Source organism: Campylobacter sp. IFREMER_LSEM_CL1085 (assembly GCF_025772235.1).
GTDB lineage: Bacteria > Campylobacterota > Campylobacteria > Campylobacterales > Campylobacteraceae > Campylobacter_D > Campylobacter_D lari_D.
The window spans coordinates 1-14,142 of sequence record NZ_JAKMRU010000028.1 but is presented as its reverse complement, the minus strand read 5'-3'; the positions used below and the strand labels follow the sequence as shown (position 1 = coordinate 14,142).

The following is a 14,142-nucleotide window of genomic DNA, read 5'->3' as shown; positions in this document are numbered from 1 at the left end:
GTTAACATTTTAATTTTTTTATAATGTTATCTAACTTTTTACTATTTCCATCTTTTAAATCTTCTAAAGCTTCTATGGCTGGAGCAAAGTCTTCTATTTCATCAAGATAATTTTCTAAAGCATTGCGTAAAATTTCAGCTTTTTTCTTTTTAGAAAATTTCGCAGTTTGATTTAAGCGTTCATAAAGCTCTAATGGAAGAGTTAAAGTGTAGCGTTTATTCATTTTATAACCTTTATTTTAGTTTGATAGCTTCTTGACAAGTTTTACATTTGTAACTTGCATTGTTTAATTGAATTTTTTGGTGAATTTCGCAAGGAACTTTGTGAATTTTATTTACACAAGAGCAAATATATTCATAAATTTCTTGATTTTCTTGAAAAGTTGTAGTATTGGCATTTTTATTTAGTTGTGCTTGATGCCATTTTTCTATCTTCATATCTTCTCTTAAAATATGTTCTAAAAGCCATTTTGATGCAATGACATTAAGTTTTTCTTTGAGATCATTTGTGCTTTTGAGATTTTGAATTAAATCAATCATAGATTGGATGATACTTTTGTGAATTTTTTGATGGTTAGAAAGTTCAGGATAACCTATTTTTGCCATGTATTTTTCTTCTTCGGCAAAATGTTCTTTCATATAATTAAAAAAATCTGCAAGTAAAAATTTAATTTGTCCTTTATGGACAGGTTTATCTGAAATCATCTCGACATTTGCAGCAAGTTCAAAAAGTTTTTTATGCTGTCTGTCAATTTCTTCATTATGGATACTATATTTACTACACCATTTTGGTAGCATGTTAGCTCCTTGTTTATATTTAGAAGAGTTTTATAAGCATTATAGTTTACTATATTTTAAATTATTATTAATTTTTATTAGATTTCTATTTTTTCTTTGTATTGTATTAAATTCGCAGAGCATTCTTTACATTTAAACTGCACTTTAGAATATTGCATTTTTAAATGAATATCATAAGGAACCTTGTGTGTTTTTCCTTCGCATTGACATTGATATAAGAATTTTTTTGGTTTTGGAGCTTCTTCTTCAAAAGTATCTGAAGAATTCTTTGCTTGGGTGTTTTGACGCCAATGTTCTATCATCATATCATGCTGAATGATGTGTTCTATCAACCATGAATTAACTACTATATATAATTTTTCTTTTAAATCATTTGTACTTTTTATACTTTGTATGAGTTTTATCATGGATTTTGTGATTTGTTTATGCATGAGTTTGTGTTGATTTAGATAAGGGTAATTAATCTCAGCCATATAGGATTCTTCATCTTGAAAATGAATTTTAATATAGTGAAAAAATTCAGCAACTATCTTTTTAAGCTCGACTTGATAAACTGGCCTATCTGAAATTTCTTCCACTTTGGCAGCAAGTTCAAAAAGTTTTTTATGTTGTTCGTCAATTTTTTCATTATTAATACTATATTTTTGATCCCAATTTGGCAACATAATAAAATCCTAAATTCAATAAAATAGTTAATATTTTATAAATACTTGCCTTTAAATATGCTAAATTCACACTAAATTTACATAAAAAAAATATAATAATCCAAATTAAAATAGCATAAAAGGCTTAAAATGGCTACGCAAATTCTTTTACTAGAAGATGATATTAACTTAGGGGAAATTGTTAGTGAGTTTTTAGAAGAAGAAGGCTTTGAAGTGGTTTTGGTGGATAATGCTCAAGATGCACAAGATAAAGCTTATGAGAAAAATTTTGATTTATGGATTTTGGATGTAAAAGTCCCTTTAGGAGATGGTTTTAGTGTGCTTAAAAATTTAAGAGAAGCAGGTAGATATACCCCAGCTATTTTTATGACCTCTTTAAATACTACTATGGATTTACAACAAGGATTTGAATGTGGTTGTGATGATTATATCAAAAAGCCTTTTGAATTGCAGGAGTTAAAAATAAGGATTAATGCTATTTTAAAGCGTTCTTTTGCGCATAAAAATGAAGATTATGAGGACTTGGGAAATGGTTTTAAATTTGCTTTTATATCGCAAACTTTATATCAAAACGATAAGCCATTGTCTTTACCCTTAAAAGAATTAAAACTTTTATCATTACTTTTGAAAAATAAAGGTAAATTTATAGATACTGCTTATATTTTTGAAGAAATTTGGGAATATGATCAAGAGCCAAGTGAGCTTAGTCTGAGAGCTTATGTGAAAAATTTACGAAAAATTTTAGGAAAAGAAAGCATTATCAATCAAAGAGGAAGAGGGTATTGTTATGCATGAAGCCAAGCGCGTTGCATGGCAAATTCTTTCTTTGTATTTAGTAAGTATAGGAAGTATTCTTATAGTGCTTTTTGGTATATGGTATGCTAAGTTAATAGAAGATTTAATAAGCGAATATAGCATAAAGCTAAGACAAGAACATCGTTTTGTGATTTTGCAAATGGAAAAATCGCGTTTTGAACCCATAGAAAAAAGTGCTAAGAAAATAGCTCAAATTTCTAATATAAAATTTGCAATATTTGATAGAACTAAGGTTTATTTTTCTAATCTTGATTTACCCGCTCAAACAACTTTTTTTAAATCAAATAATGCGAATATTTATAACAATAACACTTTGATTTATGTAGCTGATATAAATTTAAATAGCTTGTTACTTGCTGATAATCAAAATCAAAGTGCTTTAGAAATATTAGGAGATGTAAATCGTTTAAGAGTTTTAATACAAGGTGATGATATTTCTAAAGAACTTGGATTTATAAGATTTAAAGTTGCTTTAGCTATGGTACTTTCTTTGATTTTTGTTAGTTTGGTAGGATATTTAATACTTAAATTTGCACTCAAGCCTTTAGAAGCAAGAATAAGGTTTTTAAATAATTTTATAAAAGATACCACTCATGAGATTAATACCCCAATTAGTGCAATATTAATGAGTGTAGAGAGTTTAGAAAGAAAAAAGAATTTTGAAGAAATTAAAGCTTTAAAGCGTGTGAAAATAGCTGCTTTGACTTTGAGTCATTTGTATTCAGATTTAACTTTTTTAAATTTTTCTCAAGCTTATGAAGCAAAAAAAGATTGGATATTTTTAAAAAATTTGATTAAAGAAAGAATGGAGTATTTTAAGATATTTTTAGAGCAAAAAAATATTGACTTAGAACTTGTTTTAGAGGATAATGGAAAAATTTATGCTAATAAAGAGCAATTTTTTAAAATGTTTGATAATCTTGTTAATAACGCTATAAAATATAATATAAAAAATGGACATATTAAAATAGCACTTTTAGAGCAAAAACTTATAATAGCAGATAGTGGTTGTGGCATAGCAAAGGAAAATTTGGCTAATATTTTTGAGCGTTATTCAAGATTTAATGAAAATCAAGGTGGTTTTGGTATAGGACTTTCTTTGGTGGATAAAATTTGTAAAGAACATAATATAAAAATAAAAGTAGAAAGTGAGTTAAAGAAAGGAACAAAATTTATTTTAACTTGGAAAAATTAAAATTATTTATTGCTCATTTTAGCTTTTTCTTTAGCATTTATAAGCGTTGTGATAAATTCATTTAAATTTTTAGTATCGTTTTGATTTAGAGTTTGTGGGGTATGATTTAGCATTTGAGTGATTAAAAGTTCATTGCTTAAGTCATTATCGCCAAATTCTCTAGCTTTTTGTAGAATTTTTAAAGCAAGTAGATTTTTTACTTCATACATTTTAATCCTTTAAATAAATCACGCTAACAATGCGCTTTGGAGTTTGATTTTTTCTATAAGAAAAAAATCTCTCATCATCAAAGGTGCAAAGATTGATATCAAAAATATCATTAATACCTAATTCTTTTGCTTGAAATTTAACTAATGCTTTTAAATCAAGCTTATTTTCATGTAAAAAATGCGCAAAATTTTCTTTGCTGTGGTTTAAAACCTCGCCATTAATTTCATAATTTTTAACACAAATTCCTGCTGAAATGATGAGTTTTAAATTCTTGGTTTGAGTGTTAAAACTTTCTTGCATTTTCAAAACAGCTTCTTTTAAGATATTTTCAAAACAACCTTTTCTGCCTGAATGCAAAGCTGCTATGGTTTTATTTTTATCATCATATAAAAGCAAAGGCAGGCAATCAGCGCTTAAAATACATAAAGCTATATTTTTTTCATTGCTAATTATCCCATCAGCGTTAAAATGAAAATTTTTATTATACTGAGTGATGATATTAGAATGAATTTGATTTAAAAATACACACTTTTTTATAGAATTTTCACGAGGAAAAATATTATTACAAATTTTTGCTCTAAAAATATTATAATCTTGATCAAAGGCTACAAAAGCTTTTGCGAAATCATTTTCTAATAAAGTGATGTAATCTTGTCTATTTGTTGCCATGAAATTTCTTTTTTATAATTTAATTGTCTGTGTATGTATCTTGCTAAAAGATCACTTTCTATATTGACGCGTCTTCCTATGGTGTAATTTTTAAACAAGGTTTCATTAAAGGTTATAGGAATAATAGTCAAACGAATACTATCTTTTAAAACTTCATTGATAGTTAAACTTACTCCATCTATAGCTACACTTGCTTTATTTGCCATATAAATTTGTATATTATCAGGGCATTTAATATAAAAATCAACTCCGTTTTCTTTTTTAGAAATATTAGTAATTTCACCTATACCATCAATGTGTCCTTGCATTAAATGCCCATCTATTCTATCGCCATAAGCTAATGCAGGTTCAATATGCACATAGTCTTTTAAATTTTCAATAGCTATGTGAGTTCTTGTTTCATAAGAAAGTTCAAGATTAAAGCCATTATCAAAAAGTTTTGTTACGCTCAAGCACGCACCATTAACTGCTATACTATCACCTAGTTTTGGTTTGTAACTTGCTTTTAATCTTAAAGTGTTGTTTTGATATGATTTGACAAAGGCTAATTCGCGGATTAATCCATTAAACATTCAATACCTTTAATTTTTATGAGATTTTATCTAAAACTTTTAAATTTCAAAAAGTATTTTTAGTGTTTTATTTTAAAAAATATTATATAATTTTTGCCTTTTTTATAAAAATGAGGTCAAAATATGTATGATATAATCGTAATAGGTGGCGGGCATGCTGGAGTTGAGGCTAGTGCTGCTGCCGCTAGAATGGGCAAAAAAACTTTACTTTTAACTACTTTAATCGAGCAAATTGGTGCTGCAAGTTGTAATCCTGCTATAGGCGGCTTAGCAAAAGGACATTTGGTAAAAGAGCTTGATGCTATGGGTGGACTTATGGGACAAATCACTGATGAGGCTGGAATTCAATTTAGAATTTTAAATGAAAGCAAAGGTGTTGCAGTGCGTGGAAGTAGAGCGCAAATTGATATGGACGCTTATAGAATTTGTGCTAGAAATAAGCTTTTAAAACTTGAAAATTTAGAAATCTCTCAAGAGCAAGCTTTGTCTTTACTTATAGAAAATGATGAAGTTAAGGGCGTTAAAACTAATTTAGAAAATACATATTTTGCTAAAAAAATCATACTTACAACAGGAACTTTTTTAAATGGACTTATCCATATAGGTGAAACTAAGCTTCAAGCAGGTAGGGTAGGTGAGCTTGCGTCTGCAAATTTGGGTGAGTATTTAAAACAAAGTGGTTTAAAAGTAGGGAGGTTAAAAACAGGAACTTGTCCAAGAGTAGATGCTAAAAGTATTGATTTTAGTGTTTTAGAAATTCAACCCGGAGATGAAAATCCTAAGGCCTTTAGTTTTAAAACAAAAAATTTCAATCCTAATCAACTTCCATGTTATATAGCAAGAACAAATTTAAAAACACATGAGATTATAAAAAGTAACTTTTACCGAGCTCCGCTTTTTACAGGACAAATTGAAGGTATAGGTCCAAGATATTGTCCATCTATAGAAGATAAGATTAATCGTTTTGGTGATAAAGAAAGTCATCATTTATTTATAGAGCCACAAACTAAAGATGCTACTGAATATTATATCAATGGCTTTTCTACTTCACTTCCTTATGAAGTGCAAATTGCGATGTTAAGAAGTATAAAAGGTTTTGAAAATGCTAAAATCACGCGTTTTGGTTATGCCATAGAGTATGATTATATTGATCCAACGGAGTTAAAACATACTTTAGAAACTAAAAAGATTAAAAATTTGTATTGTGCTGGGCAAATTAACGGAACTACTGGTTATGAAGAAGCAGCTGCACAAGGTTTTATGGCAGGAGTGAACGCGGTTTTAGCAATTGATGAAAAAGAGCCTTTTGTATTAAGACGCGATGAGGCTTATATAGGGGTATTAATCGATGATTTAGTAATGAAAGGCACAAAAGAGCCTTATAGAATGTTTACTTCAAGAGCTGAATATAGACTGCTCTTAAGAGAAGAAAATGCTATTTTAAGACTTGGAGAATATGGACATAATTTTAAACTTTTAAGTCAAGAAGACTATGCATATATTGATAATATAAAGCAAAATGTTAGGAAAGGACTTGAGTTTTTACTTCAAACTACATGGACACCAAGCAATCAAAATAATGAATTTTTGCAAAGCATTAAAGAAGAAAAAATTACCTCAATAGTAAGTTTGCAAAAAATTGTTGCAAGGGCGAGTTTTAATATAGAAAAATTAAAAGCTCTAGATGAAATGTTTGCAAAAATGGATGAGTATTCTTTAAATGAAATTTTAAATGAAGCAAAATATTATCATTATATAGCAATGCAAAAAGCACAAATAGAAAAAATGAAAAACTTAAATGACTTAAAAATTCCTGAAAATTTTGACTTTAAAAGTGTAAGTGGTTTGAGTAATGAAGTGGTGGAAAAACTGCAAAAATTTAATCCGCCAACTATTTTTGCTGCTTCGCAAATTAGTGGCATCACCCCTGCTGCTTTAGATATTTTGCATATTTATATCAAAATGAAAAACAATAGATGATATTAACTTATCTATTGTTTTGATTTGAAAATAAATACACTTCTGTTATTTTAAATAAATACTTGCATATCTTAAATAAAGCTTTTTTATATAAAGAAAAAATTTATTATTTTTTAGATAAACTGCTATACTTTACAACAAATAAATCAAAACAAAGGAAGTAAAATGGCTACATCTGAAAGTAGACGAAGCTTTATGGGCTTTGCCTTTGGAACGGTAGCTGCTGTGGGTGGTGCTTTTTCATTAGTTGCAATGAAAAAAACATGGGATCCGCTCCCAAGTGTAAAAGCAGCAGGTATTACTACCGTAGATCTTTCTGGTATGAAAGAAGGCGAATTAAGAACAATCGAGTGGCGTAAAAAGCCTATATTTATCTTAAAAAAAGATGCGGATATGGCAAAAGATAGCAGTAGGGATGTTATTGTGGGTGATGTTGCATATACTGTAGTTATTGGTCTTTGCACGCATTTAGGCTGTATTCCGGCTTATGCTCCAAGTGAGAAATTGTTTAAGTGCGCATGCCACGGTGGCGAATTTGACACTAGTGGTAAAAATGTATTTGGTCCTCCTCCAAGACCTTTGGACATTCCTCCTTTTAGAATTGATGGAACTAAACTAGTGTTAGGCGAAGAAGGTCCAGAATATAAAAAAATGATTGCGGAGGCTTGATATGGCACAGATAAAAAAAGCTAGTGGTATTATAGATTGGCTTGATCAAAGATTAGCTGTAAATAAGCTTTTTAATGTTTTAATGGCTCAGTATTGGATACCAAAACAAATTAACTTCTTATGGGCAATGGGTGTTATCTTGACAACTCTTTTTGCTATTTTATTTATTTCAGGTCTATTTTTAGTAATGTATTATAAGCCAGATGTGGCTTTGGCTTTTGATAGTGTTAATAAAACTATCATGCAAGAAGTAGAGTATGGTTGGCTTTGGCGTCATATGCATGGTGTGGCTGCTTCAGTTGTGTTTTTAATCATATATATCCATATGTTAACGGGAATTTATTATGGCTCTTATAAAAAGGGTCGTGAGATGATTTGGATTAGCGGTATGCTTTTGTTTGTTGTATTTTCAGCAGAAGCATTTAGTGGGTATATGTTACCTTGGGGACAGATGAGTTTTTGGGCTGCTCAAGTTATTACTCAGCTTTTTGGCGGAATTCCTTTTATAGGTGATGCATTAGTTATTTGGATAAGAGGAGATTTTGCAGTATCAGATCCAACTTTAACTAGATTTTTTATGCTGCATGTGTGTTTATTACCTATTGTAATTTTAGCAATTATTGCATTCCACTTTTATTCTTTAAGAATTCCTCATGTAAATAATGAAATTTCAGAAGAAATTGATTTTGATTTGGAAGCTGAAAAATATTTAGCAGGTGATACAAAAGGTTCTAAAGTTATTCCTTTTTGGCCAGGATTTTTAGCTAAAGATTTTATGTATATTGCGTTATTTATGATTTTCTTCTTCTATTTGGTGTGTTTTAAATTTAATTTCGCAATGGATCCAATTAACTTTGACCCAGCAAATTCTTTAAAAACACCTCCTCATATTTATCCTGAGTGGTATTTCTTATGGAGTTATGAAGTTTTAAGAGGATTTTTCTTTGATGTTGGAAGCATTAAAGCTTTTGATATAGGTCTTGCAGCGTTTGGTATAGCACAAATTATTTTCTTCTTGTTACCTTGGCTTGATAGAAGTGATGTTGTAAAACCAGCACACGAAAGACCAATGTTTTTTGTATGGTTTTGGGTGTTATTGATAGATTTAATTGTACTAACAGTTTATGGAAAGCTTCCTCCAACAGGAATTAATGCTTGGATAGGATTTTATGCTTCTATGGTATTTTTACTATTATTGTTAGTAGTCTTACCAATTATTACTATCATGGAAAGAAAAAGGGGCTAATAATGAGAGAATTAAAAATATTTTTTGTAGTTGTCTTTTTCACAGGTTTAGTTTATTGGGGGGTTGAGCCTTATGCACATTCAGTGATGAATCCTCCTTCAACTCCGGTTAATTTTGACTTTGCAAAAGCTGATGTAGAATTTACTAAAGGCGAAGTTGCTTTAAAAGAAAAAGCTGCAATAGATGCTAATGCTTCAGGAAGTGAAAAAGCTATAGCTAATGCTCAAAAAGCACTAGAGCTTGCTAAAAGCCAAGAAGAAGCTACTAAGCAATTATGGGAAAAAATCGCAAAAATTGATTTTAGTAAAGGTAATGCACAAAAAGGAAAAGAGCTTTTTGAAGGAAATTGTATTGCATGTCATGGTGTGAAAGCCGTCGGAATCCCTGCTACTATTACAGATTCTTCTTTGGGTGTAACACCTCCTGATTTAAGTGATGCGGGTGCTATTTATGATGAGAAATTTTTAGCAGCACTGATTGTTGATCCAGTTAAGGCTTTGCAAATTTCACATAAATTTAATGATGAAAATCCATTCTTAATGCCTGCTTATCCTTTAAGTGGTGATGAAGCACAAGATAATCAAGATTTAGCAGATTTAATTGCATTCTTTAAAAATACAGCTAGTGAGTATGAGAAGGAATTTGATACAAAATTAAAAGCAGATTTAGAAGAAAAATATGCTAAAAACCAAGAGCTTTCAGAGCAAGCAAAAACGGCTTTAATTGCAAAAGAATTTGACTTTGCTAAAAACAAACATACATTTGAAAATGCTTGCGGAAGATGCCATGATGTAAAATATGATGGTTTTGTTTCAAGTTCAAATATGAGCGATTTAAAAAATTATCTTGGTATGACGCCTCCGGATTTATCTATGATGATTCGTTCTAAAGGCACGCATTATCTTGAAATCTTCATCAATGAACCTCAAAAGAAAATTCATGGAACTGCTATGCCAAGAGTTGGTCTAAATGAAAAAGCACAAACTCAAGTTATTAGTTATCTTGAAAAAGTTGGTGATAGTAAAAAAGAAGAAAGAGAACAAACAGGAATTTATATTATGATATTCTTTGCTATCTTAAGTATTTTTGCTATAGGTTGGAAAAGATCAGTTTGGTCTAAACTACACTAATTTACTCAAAGAACGCCTTGTGGCGTTCTTTTTCTTCAATAATAAGCTAAATATAAAATAAAATTTGATATAATATTTTTTCATTTCACACGCATTAATTCCTTATTAGGTTGCTTATGGGTTAAAGAATGCGGAGGAATAAACCTAATTATTTTATTTCAAGGAGAATTTCATGGTAAGTATGAGAGATTTGTTAGAGTGTGGTGTACACTTCGGACACCAAACAAGAAGATGGAATCCAAAAATGAAAAAATTTATTTTTGGTGAAAGAAAAGGTATTTATGTAATTGATTTGCAAAAAACGCTTAGATATTTTAGATATACATATAACATTGTTCGTGACGCTGCAGCAGAAGGTAAGACAATTTTATTTGTTGGAACTAAAAAACAAGCAGGTGGAGCGATTAAAGAATACGCTGAAAAATGTGGTATGCCTTATGTAAATCACAGATGGCTTGGTGGTATGATGACAAATTTTGGAACTATCCGCCAATCAATTAGAAAATTAGAAGTTATAGAAAAAATGGAAGAAGATGGAAGTATTAAACTTTTAACTAAAAAAGAAGCATTAATGCTTACTAGAAAAAAAGAAAAATTGCTAGCATATCTTGGTGGTATTAGATATATGAAAACTCAACCTGATATGATTTTTGTTATTGATACTGTTAAAGAAAAAATTGCAGTACAAGAAGCTAATAGATTAAAAATCCCTGTAGTTGCTCCACTAGATACAAACTGCGATCCTGATTTAGTTGATTTTCCAATTCCAGGAAATGATGATGCAATTCGTTCGGTTCAACTTTTCTGTCAAGAAATGGCTGAAGCAATTAATGAAGGTAAAGCATTAAGAGAGCAAGATAGTGAAGTTAGCGAAGAACAGCCTATTTCTGAAGAAGAAAAAAAAGAAGTTTTAGAAGAAGCTATGAGTGAAGAAGATTTTGAAGGAGATAAAGAGTAATGGCTGAAATCACTGCACAAATGGTAAAAGAACTGCGTGAGAGTACTGGCGCAGGTATGATGGATTGTAAAAATGCTTTAAAAGATACAGATGGTGATTTTGAAAAAGCAGTGCAACTTTTAAGAGAAAAAGGACTTGGAAAAGCTGATAAAAAAGCTGATCGTTTAGCTGCTGAAGGTTTAGTAAGTGTAAAAGTAAGTGATGATTTTAAATGTGCAACTGTAAGTGAAATTAACTCAGAAACAGATTTTGTTGCCAAAAATGAACAATTTATTGCTTTAACAAAAGATACAACAGCACATATTCAAGCTAAGAGTCTTCAAAATGTTGAAGAATTACATTCAAGTGAGATTAATGGTGTTAAATTTGAAGAGTACTTAAAAAGCCAAATTGCAACTATTGGTGAAAATTTAGTTGTTAGAAGATTTGCTACTTTAAAAGCAGGTGCTAATGGCATAGTAAATGGTTATATTCACACCAATGGTCGTGTTGGTGTAGTTATTGCTGCAGCTTGCGATAGTGAAGCTACGGCTAGCAAGTGTGGAGAATTTTTAAAACATATTTGTATGCATATTGCTGCAATGAAGCCAAGTTATTTATCTTATGAAGAGCTTGATATGGATTTTGTAGAAAATGAGTATAAAGCTTTAGTTGCTGAGTTAGAAAAAGAAAATGAAGAAAGAAGAAGATTAAAAGATCCTAATAAACCAGAGCATAAAATTCCAAAATATGCAAGCAGAAAACAATTAACTCAAGAGGTAATTCAAGCAGCTGAAGAAGCTATTAAGGCTGAACTTCAAGCACAAGGTAAGCCAGAAAAAATTTGGCCTAATATTATCCCAGGTAAGTTGAATAGTTTTATAGCAGATAACTCTCAACTTGATAGCAGACTTACTTTAATGGGTCAGTTTTATGTAATGGATGATAAAAAAACTATCGAACAAGTAATTGCTGATAAAGAAAAGGAACTAGGTGGAACTATCAAAATAGTCGAATTTATTCGTTTTGAAGTAGGTGAGGGCCTAGAAAAGAAAACTGAAGATTTTGCTGCTGAAGTTGCTGCACAAATTGGTTAAAAATGGAACTTTTAAAAGCGGAAAATTTAAACCATAGTTTTGATATTCCGCTTTTTGAAAATTTAAATTTTACTTTAAATACAAAAGATTGTATTGCAGTATGTGGAAGCAGTGGATGTGGTAAATCTACTCTTTTGCATATTTTATCTACCTTATTAAAACCTCAATCGGGAAAAGTTTTTTATAATAATCAAGATTTATACGACTTAGATGATGAAGCCTTGCTAGAAATTCGTAGAAAAGATTTTGGTATTATTTTTCAAATGCATTATTTATTTAAAGGTTTTTTGGCTTTTGAAAATATAGAACTTGCGAGTGTTTTAAGTGGGCAGAATATTGATTATGAATTATTAAAAAAACTTGATATTGCAGATTTAATGAATCAAAAAATCACAAAACTAAGCGGTGGACAACAGCAAAGAGTAAGTATAGCTAGGGTTTTAAGCAAGAAGCCAAAAATTATTTTTGCAGATGAGGCTACCGGAAATTTAGATTTTAAAAATGCTTTAAATGTAATGGATATTTTGATTGATTATATCAAAGAAAACAATGCAGCTTTAATTTTTGTTACGCATGATCAAGAGCTTGCTAAAAAATGTGATAAGGTTTTTCACTTAAACAACCATGGAATTTGTTAAATATTTAGGTGATGAAAATGTAGTTATTTTCATGCTTTTGTTTGCTAGAATGAGTGGGTTGATAATTTTTTTCCCTTTTTTTTCTCATAATAGTATTCCTTTGGTGGTAAAAACAACTTTGGTAATGTTTTTAACAATGTTTTTATACCCTTTAGCTAAACTTGAAAATAATACACCTGATTCTTTTTTTATTCTATATCTTTTAAGTGAAGTTATTTTTGGGATGATAGCAGGAATGATTTTGCAAATGACTTTTGCCATTTTGCAAATGGCAGGTGAGCAGATTTCTTTTACTATGGGTTTTTCAATGGCTAGTGTTATGGATCCCACAACAGGTGCAAATACTCCTGTAATTTCACAAGTTTTAAATTTATTAGCTTTGCTTGTATTTTTAGCTTTTGATGGACATCATTTGATTTTGCTTTTTATATCTAATTCATTGGAATATATTAGTTTAGGTGGATTTTATCCACATGAAAATTTAATGCTTTATTTAAATAAAGCTATGGTAAATATTTTTGTGCTTGGTTTTTCTATGGCTTTTCCTGTTTTAGCTATTTCTTTACTATCAGATGTGATTTTTGGCATGCTTATGAAAACTATGCCGCAATTTAATCTTTTAGTGGTTGGTTATCCTATCAAGATATTTTTGTCTTTCGCGGTTCTTATTGCTATTTTACTTATTATGATGCAATATTTTAAAAATTTAATAGTAAAAAGTTTTGAGCATATGGAGTTGTTATTTTTTAATATATAAGCATTAAATAATTAAAAATGTTTTAAAATAATGTATTTTTTATTCTTGGGAGATGATAATGAGGGTTTTGCTAATAAATTCCAATATAGCTGTTTCAAAATTAATTAGTTTGGGGGTTCAAAAATTAGGTTATGATTTTGAGGAGCTCAAGGATATTGAGGAGCTCAAGGATATTGAGGAGCTTGAGGGATTTTATGATGTAATTATTATAGATCATGATATTGAGGCTGATTTAGATGATTTAAAAAGTAAATGTGATAGATTGATTTATTTGTTACCTAGAAACCTAGAACAAAAAGAAGGTATAGAATGTTTGTATAAACCGTTTTTACCTACCGATTTTATAAATCTTCTAAGTGGAGATGGGGTTTTGGATGATATTCAAAAAGATGCTTTGAGCGAAGATGAACTAAATTTTGATGATGAGGAAGTTGTTGGTAAAGATATGCCTTTGGATGGAAATGAACTTTTAGAAGGTATTGATTTGTCTGAACATGAAGAAAATTTGAGTGAAGATGATTTAAACTTACAAGAAGATTTTTTTGAAGAGAATTTAGGTGATGGATTAAAAAATGATGATATGTTTAATGCGACAAGTGAGTTAATAGATGAAGAGAAAACAGAAGATGATTTAGTTTTTTCAGATAGCTTAGATAAAGAAAATATAGAAGAAAATATAGAAGAAAATATAGAAGAAAATATAGAAGAAAATGTAGAAGAAAATGTAGAAGAAAATGTAGAAGAAAATGTAGAAGAAAATGTAG

16 protein-coding genes and 1 pseudogene are annotated in these 14,142 nt (G+C 29.7%); 11 read left to right on the top strand and 6 right to left on the bottom strand.

The features are described from left to right. Window position 1 precedes the first annotated feature (1 nt). The 3 genes from L8W56_RS08505 to L8W56_RS08495 form a co-directional block, all read right to left on the bottom strand. On the bottom strand, window positions 2-223 hold the full coding sequence (locus tag L8W56_RS08505) for a ribbon-helix-helix protein, CopG family (protein ID WP_263659998.1): 222 nt from the start codon (window positions 221-223) through the stop codon (window positions 2-4). Between the two features lie 10 nt (window positions 224-233). Then, the gene (locus tag L8W56_RS08500; protein WP_263659997.1) at window positions 234-797 is read right to left on the bottom strand and encodes a bacteriohemerythrin; all 564 of its coding nucleotides are present in this window, start codon (window positions 795-797) and stop codon (window positions 234-236) included. A gap of 77 nt (window positions 798-874) precedes the next feature. After that, the gene (locus L8W56_RS08495) at window positions 875-1,462 is read right to left on the bottom strand and encodes a bacteriohemerythrin (protein ID WP_220567131.1); all 588 of its coding nucleotides are present in this window, start codon (window positions 1,460-1,462) and stop codon (window positions 875-877) included. Between the two features lie 129 nt (window positions 1,463-1,591). Between L8W56_RS08495 and L8W56_RS08490 the strand changes: the two genes are divergently transcribed. Together L8W56_RS08490 and L8W56_RS08485 are read left to right on the top strand one after the other, a co-directional pair. Further along, on the top strand, window positions 1,592-2,257 hold the full coding sequence (locus L8W56_RS08490; RefSeq protein ID WP_133318659.1) for a response regulator transcription factor: 666 nt from the start codon (window positions 1,592-1,594) through the stop codon (window positions 2,255-2,257). Continuing rightward, entirely contained in the window at window positions 2,250-3,473 is a 1,224-nt protein-coding gene (locus L8W56_RS08485) for a sensor histidine kinase (RefSeq protein WP_263659996.1), read from the top strand. Before L8W56_RS08490 ends, L8W56_RS08485 begins: the two co-directional genes overlap by 8 nt. A gap of 2 nt (window positions 3,474-3,475) precedes the next feature. Here L8W56_RS08485 and L8W56_RS08480 read toward each other — a convergent pair whose 3' ends face one another. The 3 genes from L8W56_RS08480 to ribE are packed head-to-tail and all read right to left on the bottom strand — an operon-like array spanning window position 3,476 to window position 4,924. Then, a complete protein-coding gene (locus L8W56_RS08480) occupies window positions 3,476-3,682 on the bottom strand; it encodes a hypothetical protein (protein WP_133318661.1) in 207 nt (68 codons plus the stop codon). Between the two features lies 1 nt (window position 3,683). Beyond that, a complete protein-coding gene (gene pgeF / locus L8W56_RS08475) occupies window positions 3,684-4,352 on the bottom strand; it encodes a peptidoglycan editing factor PgeF (protein ID WP_263659995.1) in 669 nt (222 codons plus the stop codon). Then, entirely contained in the window at window positions 4,316-4,924 is a 609-nt protein-coding gene (ribE, locus tag L8W56_RS08470) for a riboflavin synthase (protein WP_263659993.1), read from the bottom strand. The genes pgeF and ribE overlap by 37 nt, the downstream gene beginning before the upstream one ends. A 123-nt stretch (window positions 4,925-5,047) precedes the next feature. Here ribE and mnmG point away from each other — a divergent pair, with 123 nt between their 5' ends. The 9 genes and pseudogenes from mnmG to L8W56_RS08425 form a co-directional block, all read left to right on the top strand. After that, window positions 5,048-6,904, top strand: coding sequence for a tRNA uridine-5-carboxymethylaminomethyl(34) synthesis enzyme MnmG (mnmG, locus tag L8W56_RS08465; protein WP_263659992.1), 1,857 nt, complete (start codon window positions 5,048-5,050; stop codon window positions 6,902-6,904). 165 nt (window positions 6,905-7,069) lie between these two features. Continuing rightward, a complete protein-coding gene (gene petA, locus L8W56_RS08460; protein ID WP_133318665.1) occupies window positions 7,070-7,573 on the top strand; it encodes a ubiquinol-cytochrome c reductase iron-sulfur subunit in 504 nt (167 codons plus the stop codon). Between the two features lies 1 nt (window position 7,574). Further along, window positions 7,575-8,819: a cytochrome b gene (locus L8W56_RS08455; RefSeq protein WP_220567136.1), complete on the top strand. Its 1,245-nt coding sequence runs from the start codon at window positions 7,575-7,577 to the stop codon at window positions 8,817-8,819. A 2-nt stretch (window positions 8,820-8,821) separates the two neighbouring features. Next, entirely contained in the window at window positions 8,822-9,949 is a 1,128-nt protein-coding gene (locus L8W56_RS08450; protein ID WP_263659991.1) for a c-type cytochrome, read from the top strand. Between the two features lie 172 nt (window positions 9,950-10,121). Continuing rightward, window positions 10,122-10,907, top strand: coding sequence for a 30S ribosomal protein S2 (gene rpsB, locus L8W56_RS08445; protein WP_261545391.1), 786 nt, complete (start codon window positions 10,122-10,124; stop codon window positions 10,905-10,907). Beyond that, entirely contained in the window at window positions 10,907-11,983 is a 1,077-nt protein-coding gene (tsf, locus tag L8W56_RS08440; RefSeq protein ID WP_039626638.1) for a translation elongation factor Ts, read from the top strand. Before rpsB ends, tsf begins: the two co-directional genes overlap by 1 nt. Window positions 11,984-11,985: 2 nt before the next feature. Continuing rightward, window positions 11,986-12,621 carry an ABC transporter ATP-binding protein gene (locus L8W56_RS08435; protein ID WP_133318668.1) on the top strand — a complete coding sequence of 212 codons (636 nt, stop codon included), beginning with the start codon at window positions 11,986-11,988 and terminating at the stop codon, window positions 12,619-12,621. Further along, a complete protein-coding gene (gene fliR, locus L8W56_RS08430; RefSeq protein WP_220567140.1) occupies window positions 12,608-13,378 on the top strand; it encodes a flagellar biosynthetic protein FliR in 771 nt (256 codons plus the stop codon). Before L8W56_RS08435 ends, fliR begins: the two co-directional genes overlap by 14 nt. 58 nt (window positions 13,379-13,436) lie before the next feature. Next, a pseudogene (locus L8W56_RS08425) lies at window positions 13,437-14,142 on the top strand (hypothetical protein); the annotation flags it as partial.

Coding starts and splice junctions, on each gene's coding strand:
- L8W56_RS08505 (WP_263659998.1), bottom strand. CDS start 223: ATGAATAAACGCTACACTTTAACTCTTCCATTAGAGCTTTATGAACGC.
- L8W56_RS08500 (WP_263659997.1), bottom strand. CDS start 797: ATGCTACCAAAATGGTGTAGTAAATATAGTATCCATAATGAAGAAATT.
- L8W56_RS08495 (WP_220567131.1), bottom strand. CDS start 1,462: ATGTTGCCAAATTGGGATCAAAAATATAGTATTAATAATGAAAAAATT.
- L8W56_RS08490 (WP_133318659.1), top strand. CDS start 1,592: ATGGCTACGCAAATTCTTTTACTAGAAGATGATATTAACTTAGGGGAA.
- L8W56_RS08485 (WP_263659996.1), top strand. CDS start 2,250: ATGCATGAAGCCAAGCGCGTTGCATGGCAAATTCTTTCTTTGTATTTA.
- L8W56_RS08480 (WP_133318661.1), bottom strand. CDS start 3,682: ATGTATGAAGTAAAAAATCTACTTGCTTTAAAAATTCTACAAAAAGCT.
- pgeF (WP_263659995.1), bottom strand. CDS start 4,352: ATGGCAACAAATAGACAAGATTACATCACTTTATTAGAAAATGATTTC.
- ribE (WP_263659993.1), bottom strand. CDS start 4,924: ATGTTTAATGGATTAATCCGCGAATTAGCCTTTGTCAAATCATATCAA.
- mnmG (WP_263659992.1), top strand. CDS start 5,048: ATGTATGATATAATCGTAATAGGTGGCGGGCATGCTGGAGTTGAGGCT.
- petA (WP_133318665.1), top strand. CDS start 7,070: ATGGCTACATCTGAAAGTAGACGAAGCTTTATGGGCTTTGCCTTTGGA.
- L8W56_RS08455 (WP_220567136.1), top strand. CDS start 7,575: ATGGCACAGATAAAAAAAGCTAGTGGTATTATAGATTGGCTTGATCAA.
- L8W56_RS08450 (WP_263659991.1), top strand. CDS start 8,822: ATGAGAGAATTAAAAATATTTTTTGTAGTTGTCTTTTTCACAGGTTTA.
- rpsB (WP_261545391.1), top strand. CDS start 10,122: ATGGTAAGTATGAGAGATTTGTTAGAGTGTGGTGTACACTTCGGACAC.
- tsf (WP_039626638.1), top strand. CDS start 10,907: ATGGCTGAAATCACTGCACAAATGGTAAAAGAACTGCGTGAGAGTACT.
- L8W56_RS08435 (WP_133318668.1), top strand. CDS start 11,986: ATGGAACTTTTAAAAGCGGAAAATTTAAACCATAGTTTTGATATTCCG.
- fliR (WP_220567140.1), top strand. CDS start 12,608: ATGGAATTTGTTAAATATTTAGGTGATGAAAATGTAGTTATTTTCATG.